Source organism: Streptococcus pseudopneumoniae (assembly GCF_001074975.1).
GTDB lineage: Bacteria > Bacillota > Bacilli > Lactobacillales > Streptococcaceae > Streptococcus > Streptococcus pseudopneumoniae_D.
The window spans coordinates 1-487 of record NZ_JUUO01000054.1 but is presented as its reverse complement, the minus strand read 5'-3'; the positions used below and the strand labels follow the sequence as shown (position 1 = coordinate 487).

The window sequence follows — 487 nt, the reverse complement described above, 5'->3', positions numbered from 1 at the left end:
TGTTGATTCAGAAGCCGATGTGCTTGCTGAAGCTGATGTGGATTTAGAAGCCGATGTGCTTGCTGAAGCTGACGTTGATTCAGAAGCTGATGTGCTTGCTGAAGCTGACGTGCTGGCTGAAGCCGATGTGCTTGCTGAAGCCGATGTTGATTCAGAAGCCGATGTGCTGGCTGAAGCTGACGTGCTTGCTGAAGCTGATGTTGATTCAGATGCTGAGGTGCTTGCTGAAGCTGATGTGCTTGCTGAAGCCGATGTTGATTCAGATGCTGATGTGCTGGCTGAAGCTGATGTTGATTCAGAAGCCGATGTGCTGGCTGAAGCTGATGTGCTGGCTGAAGCTGATGTTGATTCAGAAGCCGATGTGCTGGCTGAAGCTGAAGTGCTGGCTGAAGCCGATGTGCTGGCTGATTGGCTCGCACTTGTTGATGCTGACTGGCTAGCTGATGTGCTGGCTGATTGGCTCGCACTTGTCGATGCTGACTGGCTA

Annotated in this window: 1 pseudogene; it reads left to right on the top strand. The window is 51.7% G+C overall.

Annotation, left to right across the window (positions count from 1 at the left end):
• A pseudogene (locus tag ADI86_RS12085) lies at positions 1–487 on the top strand (cell wall protein); the annotation flags it as partial.